Origin of the sequence: Moorena sp. SIO2C4 (assembly GCF_010672485.1) — a bacterium.
GTDB classification, from domain to species: Bacteria; Cyanobacteriota; Cyanobacteriia; order Cyanobacteriales; family Coleofasciculaceae; genus Moorena; species Moorena producens.
Genome location: NZ_JAAHGN010000113.1, coordinates 3,093 through 11,423, shown reverse-complemented (window position 1 = coordinate 11,423; position 8,331 = coordinate 3,093). Strand labels below are relative to the sequence as shown.

General features: G+C 43.9%; 7 protein-coding genes and 1 pseudogene. 5 read left to right on the top strand and 3 right to left on the bottom strand.

The window, feature by feature from the left end; all coding sequences use genetic code 11:
* Positions 1 to 372 precede the first annotated feature (372 nt).
* A complete protein-coding gene (locus F6K20_RS08890; RefSeq protein WP_287294463.1) occupies positions 373 to 1,725 on the bottom strand; it encodes a TldD/PmbA family protein in 1,353 nt (450 codons plus the stop codon).
* Positions 1,726 to 1,824: 99 nt separating this feature from the next.
* On the opposite strand from F6K20_RS08890, the gene F6K20_RS08885 reads away from it, so the two are divergent.
* Complete coding sequence (locus F6K20_RS08885) at positions 1,825 to 3,216, top strand: tetratricopeptide repeat protein (protein WP_008183130.1); 1,392 nt, start codon at positions 1,825 to 1,827, stop codon at positions 3,214 to 3,216.
* On the opposite strand, the gene F6K20_RS08880 is transcribed toward F6K20_RS08885, so the two are convergent.
* Positions 3,213 to 3,908, bottom strand: a complete 696-nt coding sequence (locus F6K20_RS08880) for a potassium channel family protein (RefSeq protein WP_044492856.1) — start codon at positions 3,906 to 3,908, stop codon at positions 3,213 to 3,215. The two genes, F6K20_RS08885 and F6K20_RS08880, sit on opposite strands and share 4 nt — an antisense overlap.
* A 125-nt stretch (positions 3,909 to 4,033) precedes the next feature.
* On the bottom strand, positions 4,034 to 5,368 hold the full coding sequence (locus F6K20_RS08875; RefSeq protein ID WP_008183134.1) for a TrkH family potassium uptake protein: 1,335 nt from the start codon (positions 5,366 to 5,368) through the stop codon (positions 4,034 to 4,036).
* Between the two features lie 181 nt (positions 5,369 to 5,549).
* On the opposite strand from F6K20_RS08875, the gene F6K20_RS08870 reads away from it, so the two are divergent.
* The 4 genes and pseudogenes from F6K20_RS08870 to F6K20_RS08855 form a co-directional block, all read left to right on the top strand.
* On the top strand, positions 5,550 to 6,413 hold the full coding sequence (locus F6K20_RS08870) for a methyltransferase domain-containing protein (protein ID WP_287251526.1): 864 nt from the start codon (positions 5,550 to 5,552) through the stop codon (positions 6,411 to 6,413).
* A gap of 270 nt (positions 6,414 to 6,683) precedes the next feature.
* Positions 6,684 to 7,364 (top strand): hypothetical protein, encoded by a 681-nt coding sequence (locus tag F6K20_RS08865; RefSeq protein ID WP_008184809.1) that lies wholly within the window; start codon positions 6,684 to 6,686, stop codon positions 7,362 to 7,364.
* Positions 7,355 to 7,513, top strand: coding sequence for a hypothetical protein (locus F6K20_RS08860; RefSeq protein WP_158026359.1), 159 nt, complete (start codon positions 7,355 to 7,357; stop codon positions 7,511 to 7,513). Before F6K20_RS08865 ends, F6K20_RS08860 begins: the two co-directional genes overlap by 10 nt.
* A gap of 462 nt (positions 7,514 to 7,975) precedes the next feature.
* A pseudogene (locus tag F6K20_RS08855) lies at positions 7,976 to 8,331 on the top strand (actin-binding WH2 domain-containing protein); the annotation flags it as partial.

Genomic DNA, 8,331 nt, shown 5'->3' with positions numbered 1-8,331 from the left:
TATAAGTTTTAACCCTTTTTTGCATAACCTACCAACCATAAAGGCGAGCCTGTCTAAGGTTTCGTCTCCGGGGGAACCCCCAAGACCGCGCTGCCTCCCCAAGACCGCGCTGCATCGCTCCTAAACTCCGAAACTTAGTCATAGCTTACTTTTAGGTGCGACCCGTGGCGAATTTAATTCGCCGAACGCGCCCCGCGTCTCCTACGGAGAACGGAAAGCGCACCTTTGACTTCTGACTTCGAACCTTTCTGACTTGCGCGTAGCGCTATAAAAGGTAAAGTTTTCACATTTGAGCTTTCACATTTGAGCTTTCACATTTCACATGACAGCTTTCTTCTTTAATTCTTCACATTTGATCCTTCATGATTTGGCTCAAATGCTGTCAGTGATACTATCAAAGTTAAATGCCTTGACCCGAACTCCTGGAACTACGATGTTACCGTAGCGCTGTACTTTGCTTAGGCCATCGACTTCTTTCAACATTTGAGGCAGGCTTTGGTTAAAGCGCAGGTTTTTAATCGGGTAGGCAATCTGACCGTCTTCAATCCAGAATGTGCCATCACGGGTCATCCCTGTGACTTCTAGGGTTTTGGGATTGACATAGCGCACATACCAAGCACGATTTACCAAAATACCTCGCTCTGTCTGGGCAATCAGGTCAGCTAGACTTTGGCTAGAACCGGACATGACAATGGGAAACAATAGTCCAGTTGGATCTTTGCCTTTCTGAGCTGCCCAATAGCGGCTATAGTAAAGGATTTGGGGAATACCGTCCTTAATCACCTCGGTGTAGCGATTACTCAATCCATCCCGAAAGCAAGTGCCTAATTGGAGTAGGGGATGAGCAGGGTCGCGTTGTACCTGCACTATAGGGCTAAACATTGGCTGACCCAAGCGGTTACCAGTGGGCTTACCGGTTTGATCACTATGGGACATAAAGGAGCGTCCTTCATCCGCTGCCCGAGCATCCATATTCCAGATTACCCAAGACAGCAATTCCGCAAAGGCAGCACCATCAAATATAACTGGGTAGGTACCTGTATTCACCTTATGGGGGTGACGTGAGGCTTTAGCTCGTTCAATTAGAGCTGTTATCGATGACTTGTCTAAAATCGGTAACTGCTCTATGGCAAAGGCGGTGCTTTGACTCCAACTCGAACCATCGTCTATACGGGCTGTAACGCTACAATCTGCCTCTGTACCTTGGTCTAACGCTCGTAACCCTTGGGAGTTGCCCACAACTCGTAAAAAGGCTTGAGTACTAAGCTTACCAGACCCTTCGACTCCTGCCTGAGCAGTTAAGGTACATACTCCCTTGACCATTTCTCCCCGTTCCAAGGGGGAAAGGTTAGCTGTGGCTTGATCGAAGGCTGGGGTGCGTTGCTCATAATCCTGGGCTTCTAGTAGGGGTACCCATTCCGGATCTTCTGGGGCAATGCGAGCCAGTTGTTCAGAACGTTGGATAGTTTGGGCAATTGCCTCTGGGTCTAGTTCTGTTGTGGTAGCAGAGGCACAACGCTTACCGAAATAACTGGTAATGGTCAGTTGGCAGCGTTGGCGGCTGATATTCTGGGTAATCTGATTTTCCGAGAAGCGGCTCAGAAATTCGTCACCAAGGCTGAGACTGACGAATACCCCTTCTGCTTGGGATTGGGCAATGACTGAATCGACTAGGGATAGGGTTTGATCTTTGCGATCGCATATCGGAGCAGCAGCTAGGGTCATTTCCTGTGGGGATGGGCTTGATAAGCAGCTAATTATTCTAGTAAAAAAATATTATCCTGTAGTATACCAAAAATGTCTCAGCTTATAGGAAAAGGGTGAATGAGAAGGATACCTCTGCTAGCTACCACTATCATCAGTTTTGGTTTGACAAGTATTGCTCAAGCTCAAGGTCAAAAGATTCCTGAGTATAAAGGAACCAAGCAGTTGATGGAAGGTCCATACTCCAATAACCTGGATGCGGCTTCATACTTTCAAGTTGGCGTGAAACTGTACGGACGCCGGGACTTTCCTGGGGCAGAGCGCGCTTTTCGTAAAGCCCTTGAGTTTGACCCCTATATGGCCATGGGACGCTATTTGTTGGCGAATACCTATTTGCAGCAGGGTAAGAACCAGCTGGCATTGGAACAATACCAAATTGCTATTGCCCTTGACCCAACGTTGTCACAAGCTTATTACAACTTAGGCATTGCTTTTTACAAGGAAGGGGCACCCGATAGTGCGATCGCTGCTTATCGACAGGCGTTGTCTTTCAATCCCGAATCAGCCGATATTTACTATAACTTAGGGTTAGCTCTGGAATCTCAGGGTAATCAAGAAGAGGCGATCGAACACTACCAAGCCACCATTCGCCTAGACCCAGATTATGGCAAAGCTTACTATAACATGGGACTGATTTTAGTCGAGCAAGACCAGATTGGACCAGCAACTACTGCACTCAGACAAGCAGTTCGCACTCAACCTAAATTGGTGAAAGCACACTACCAGTTGGGACTATTACTGGTGGAGCAAGGGGAAAAGTCAGCGGCAGAGGAATCCTTTAGGGAAGCAGTTAAGGTTGACCCGAAGTTGGCCCCGGCTCAGTATCAATTAGCGGTAATTTTGTTTGAGAAAGGAGAGTTGGCGGAAGCGATTACTCGGTTTCGCTTGGTGACGGAACTGGAACCGGAAAATGTGGATGCTTACCGACAGCTAGGGGCAGCACTGACAGCGAATGGTGAGTACGCCGAAGCAGTTACCACACTCAAATTAGCTGTGCAACTGGATCCTTACCACGCCTTGACCCACTACAACCTTGGTGTTGCTCTACAACAGCAAGAACAGTATGAGGAAGCCATGGCTGAATATCAGCAAGCTCTTAGCCTGTCTCCGGCATTAGCAGAAGGTCATTACAACTTGGGTGTAGTCTTAGAAAAGTCTCAACAGCGAGAGGAAGCTCTCTCTTCTTTGGTCAAAGCTAGAGAGTTATTCGCCTTTGCAGGTAATGAGGAGAAGGTGACAGAGGTTGATGAGTACATCAAGCAGCTAGAAGCACAAGAAAAGTTGGTTGATACTCAAGAAACTCCTGAGGTAGACTCTCCTGAAATTCCACAGATGAAGTCTCCTGAGATTCTGGAGGTAGAATCCCAAGAAACTCCTAAGGTAGATTCCACTGAAACTGAACAGATGGAACCGGAAAAGTCTGAACCAGAAAGAGGGATTCCTAAGCTTTAGATGGGTAAGCGGTCAATATCGGCGTTGGAGCCAATGATAACCATAAGCATATCTTTGTACAGCAGTTGATTAGGGTCAGGGTTAATCTCAAATTCAGCATCTCCCTTGATAGCCAGGACAGTCAAGCCATAGCGCTTGCGCAATTCCAGTTCCATAATGCTTTTGCCATCAAATTTTTCTGGCACTCTGACCTCGACAATACTGTGCTTAGAGTCTAGGTCAAACCATTCCAAGATGGATGGTTTGGTGAGGGAGCGTGCTAAAGCACAACCTGCGTCATTCTCAGGAAAAACTACATGATCGGCTCCTACCCGTTTTAACAGCTTGCCATGAACTTCTGAGGAAGCTTTGGCAATGACGTAAGGAACTCCTGCTTCTTTTAAGTTGAGGGTGGTGATAATGCTTTCTTGTACATAGTTACCGATGGCAATAATTACTGTATCAAATTCCAAAATCCCGGCTTCTTTCAATGCTGAGGGTTCTTTTGAATCGAGCTGCACAGCATGGGAAGCTATTTTATTGGTTAACACTTGGGAAACTAGTTTTTCATCAATATCAGTACCCAGAACCTCATAGCCAAGTTGGTAGAGTGTGGAACAGACGGCTCGACCAAAACGCCCTAATCCAATAACGGCAAACTGTTTATTTTCTTTGGGTAGGTTACGCAAGAATGTTAAAAATGATAGATTCACGATGCCTCCTGTGACTTGCTTAGTGTATCCCTTGTAGTTTTAGTAATTTTTTACGTCTTACTTGTTTATTCTTAAGTATTAATTGCCATTTGCCATTGGCAAGCAAGTAGACCTTTTCCCTAGGATTATCCCACAAGTAAGTTTTCTTCTGGATACTGAACTGCGCTGGGACGGGGTTCTCCTAGTAGGGATGCCATGAGCAACAAAACTCCAACCCTGCCAATGTACATTGTTCCAATTAAAACTAGCTTTGCCCAGGTAGAAACGTCTGGGGTAATCCCTGTGGAAAGACCGACAGTAGCAAAGGCTGAGACGACTTCAAATAAAATCTGAATAAAATCCAGGGTTGGCTCAGCTAGTGAAATTAAAAGTGTTGATATAATTACTGTAGCGCATGACCCTACTAAGACTCCAATCGCTTTTAGAATTAGTTCAATTGGTACCTGACGCTTATATAGATAAACGTCTTCTTTTCCTTGTAAAATTGCTTGGGTAGAACTAACTAAAACTCTTACTGTTGTAGTCTTGATGCCACCACCTGTTCCCCCGGGACTGGCTCCAAAAAACATCATGGTAATGGTAATAAATAAACCTGCTGTGGTCATTTTACCAAGATCAATGGTGTTAAACCCTGCGGTTCTGGTGGTCACTGACTGAAACCAGGCTTTGATAAATTTGTCTGATAATGTTGAAGCTCCTAGAGTGTTATCATTATTAAACTCAATGAATAAAAATGCTATTGTTCCCACTATTAACAAAAAGATAGTGGTGCTAGTGACTACTTTAAAATTCAGGGAAAATTCCAGAGACTGACGTCGTCGGAGAATGCGATCGCGCAACCAAAGATAGAACTCAAAAATTACCTGTTGACCAATGCCACCGCAGATAATTAGAGCTGTGATCACTAGATTGAGGAGAAGAGATGACTGATAACTTGTCAAACTGTCTGGGAAAAGACTAAATCCGGCATTATTCCAAGCACTCACACTATGAAAAATGGCTAACCAGAATCCCTGGTATAATCCATAATCGGGAACAAACACTAGTAAAAGTAGAAAAATGCCTGTGATTTCAAAAATTATTGCTGTGGCAATGATGGAACGAATTAATGCTGCACTGTCTTGTAAACCTTGTCGATCTAAAGCTTGTTGAATGGCGATTTTCTGCTTCAATTTGAACTTGCGCCCTAGTATTAAAATGAGAAATGTGGTGGTGGTCATATAGCCCAAACCACCAATTTGAAAGAGGGCAAGCACAATCAACTGTCCCCAGAAGGAAAAATAGGAGCCAGTATCGACAACCACTAGACCAGTAACACAAACAGCAGAGGTTGAGGTGAATAGTGCCACCATCGGGTGAGTCCATGTGCCCTCACTAGCAGCAAATGGCATCATTAGCAAAATAGTTCCGATGGCAATTACGGAAAGGAATCCAAGGCAAATGGTTCGGGGAATAGTCATTGGTCATTGGTCATTGGTCATTGGTCATTTGTCTTTGTCATTGTTTATTTGTGATTTGCCATCTGTCAAGACCCTTTTCCCTTAGTAGCGGGTCACAGCCTTCTCCCGTCGAATTGGGTATGGTTTATGGAAGTGAGAACCGCTATAGTTGGTGATACGGAACGATGCTACTGGACATAATATGACATTGAGTCTTGAAAAATTGAGTCTTGAAAAACAGATTCAGGAATTTTATGATGCCTCTTCTGGCTTGTGGGAAGCAGTTTGGGGTGAACATATGCACCATGGCTATTATGGCTGGGCGGGTACTGAGAAGAAAAACCGACATCAGGCACAAATTGACTTGATTGAGGAATTGCTCTGTTGGGCTGAAGTGGAGCAAGCTAGTACTATTCTGGATGTCGGTTGTGGGATTGGTGGGAGTTCACTTTATTTAGCGCAACAGTTTGAAGCAAATGTTACTGGAATTACCTTAAGTCCAGTTCAAGCATCACGAGGGACTGAACGAGCGCAAGTGGCTGGGTTGGCAACACGGGTTCAGTTTCAGGTTGCTAATGCTTTGGATATGCCTTTTGCTGATGAAACCTTTGATTTTGTCTGGTCGATGGAGAGTGGAGAACATATGCCGGATAAGCAACAGTTTCTTCAAGAATGTTATCGGGTGCTGAAACCTGGGGGAAGGTTTTTAATGGCAACTTGGTGTCATCGTCCGATAACCTTGGCGACGGGACAATTGACAACAGATGAACAGCAGCATTTGGCTGAGATTTATCGGGTTTATTGTTTGCCTTATGTGATTTCTTTGCAGGAGTATGAGGAAATTGCTGGCAATTTGAATTTCCAAACTATTCGGACGGCGGATTGGTCAGATGCGGTTGAACCGTTTTGGGATATTGTGATTGATTCTGCTTTTGAGCCGAAAGCGCTTTTAGGGTTGCTCAATAGTAATTGGAAAATTGTGGAAGCGGCACTGTCGATGGGGTTGATGAGTCGAGGGTATCGCCGGGGCTTGATTCGTTATGGGTTGTTGTCTGGAACCAAGTGAAGGGAACAGGTCGGAGTTGTAGAACATATGAACTATAGCAATCCGATCTGATTCGTGAAATATAGTGGCCGAATCGCTATAACCCTTGCCCAGCAAGGATTTCCTATTTTGCTGATTGAAAAAATGATTTAGTAGGATTGCTATAGGTACTATCAGAGCAAGCTAAAACCGATGAGGGGGCTATAGTTTTAGTCCAAATTTTCTGCATAAGTGACATGCTCCTATAGCTAACTGTATTTTGTAGCTTTAAATTTTAACTAGGGGTAAGTCATGAACCACTTTACTATAGTGATGGAGTTTTTGGGCGATCGCGAAAGATTCCTGAAGGAGGTTGACCAAGGGATTAGGATTGATATCAAAATTATCTCTTTATTAATTGCCAGCTCGGCATTTTTTGGGATTTATGGTGCAATTATCGGCTCGTTTAGTAGCCCTCTCCAGATTATCTCTTCAGCTATCAAATTACCGGCGCTATACTTGTTAACGCTGTTGATTTGTTTACCGACTTTATATTTTTATGAGATTAGCTCAGGCTCTAAACGTAGTTTTGGGCAGTACCTAGCTTTGCTTTTGGCGGCGACATCTGTGATTAGTGTGATGCTATTTGGCTTTGCTCCTATCACTCTCTTTTTCCGTCTCTCGATTGATGATTATACATTTTTTCAGCTCTTAAATATAGTAATATTTGGCATCACTGGGTTAATTGGTGTCAATGTGTTTTACCAATGCATGGGATTGATCACTGAGCAAGAAGCTGAAGAAAACAAATCTCGCACTAGACTTCTTAAAGCTTGGTTAGTGCTGTATGGATTTGTTGGGAGCCAATTGGGATGGACCCTCAGACCATTTTTCGGAGATCCTGGGGAACCTTTTGCCGTATTTCGCGAGCTAGAGAGTAATTTTTATCTGCATTTGTTGGAGTTAATTGGTAAAGTGCTGGGTTGGGGTTAAGGCTTACTATTGATTTGTTGATTGGTTATGGGTTGTTGTATGGTAAGCATTCAGCCGTCAGCCGTCAGCCGTCAGCCGTCAGCCTTGGCCACGCTACGCCAATGGCCACGCTACGCCAATGGCTCACGCTACTTGAGGTGCAGACTTAACTCAGATTAAATGAATGGTTTGTTTTATTCAAAAGCTGTTTCCTTAGCATGGCACAGGCTTCGATACTGGGACGTAACGGATAAGCTGATAGCTGATAGCTGATAGCTTACGTTGTATGGGAGCAAGTGAGGATTGTAACGGAAATCATTTGCTGATCCCTTGAGTTATCAAAATCAGTTGTATATGACCCAAATCTCCAAATCTGATCATTCCCATGGGGTCATCCCATGTTAATTAGCAGTTTATTTTGCGGACAGGATCTAAAATCCGGTGAAGTAATTATATAATAGTGAACTAGTTACCAATGGCAATTTGGCATGGGAAATGGTAAATCCATGGATTATTGTAGTAAACACTAGTGCTAGTAAAAACTAGTGCTATATTACTAGTTTTTATCCTAGATGGCTGAGAATCTTAGGTGGCTGTATCTTGTAGCTTGAAATTTTAATTAGGAGTAGGTCATGAACCACTTTACGATAGTGATGGAGTTTTTGCGCAATCGCCAAAGATTCCTGAAGGAGGTTGACCAAGGAATTAGGATTGATATCAAGATTATCTCTTTATTAATTGCTAGCTCGGCGTTTTTTGGGATTTATGGTGGAATTATCGGCTCGTTTAGTAACCCCCTCCAGATTATCTCTTCAGCTATCAAACTCCCGGCACTATACCTATTAACGTTGTTGATTTGTTTACCGACTTTATATTTTTATGAGATTAGCTCAGGCTCTAAACGTAGTTTTGGGCAGTACCTAGCTTTGCTTTTGGCGGCGACATCTGTGATTAGTGTGATGCTATTTGGCTTTGCTCCTATCACTCT

What these genes read in the sequence shown, in the direction of transcription:
- F6K20_RS08890 (WP_287294463.1), bottom strand. Translation starts at nt 1,725, where the DNA reads ATGACCCTAGCTGCTGCTCCGATATGCGATCGCAAAGATCAAACCCTA.
- F6K20_RS08875 (WP_008183134.1), bottom strand. Translation starts at nt 5,368, where the DNA reads ATGACTATTCCCCGAACCATTTGCCTTGGATTCCTTTCCGTAATTGCC.
- F6K20_RS08885 (WP_008183130.1), top strand. Translation starts at nt 1,825, where the DNA reads ATGAGAAGGATACCTCTGCTAGCTACCACTATCATCAGTTTTGGTTTG.
- F6K20_RS08870 (WP_287251526.1), top strand. Translation starts at nt 5,550, where the DNA reads ATGACATTGAGTCTTGAAAAATTGAGTCTTGAAAAACAGATTCAGGAA.
- F6K20_RS08865 (WP_008184809.1), top strand. Translation starts at nt 6,684, where the DNA reads ATGAACCACTTTACTATAGTGATGGAGTTTTTGGGCGATCGCGAAAGA.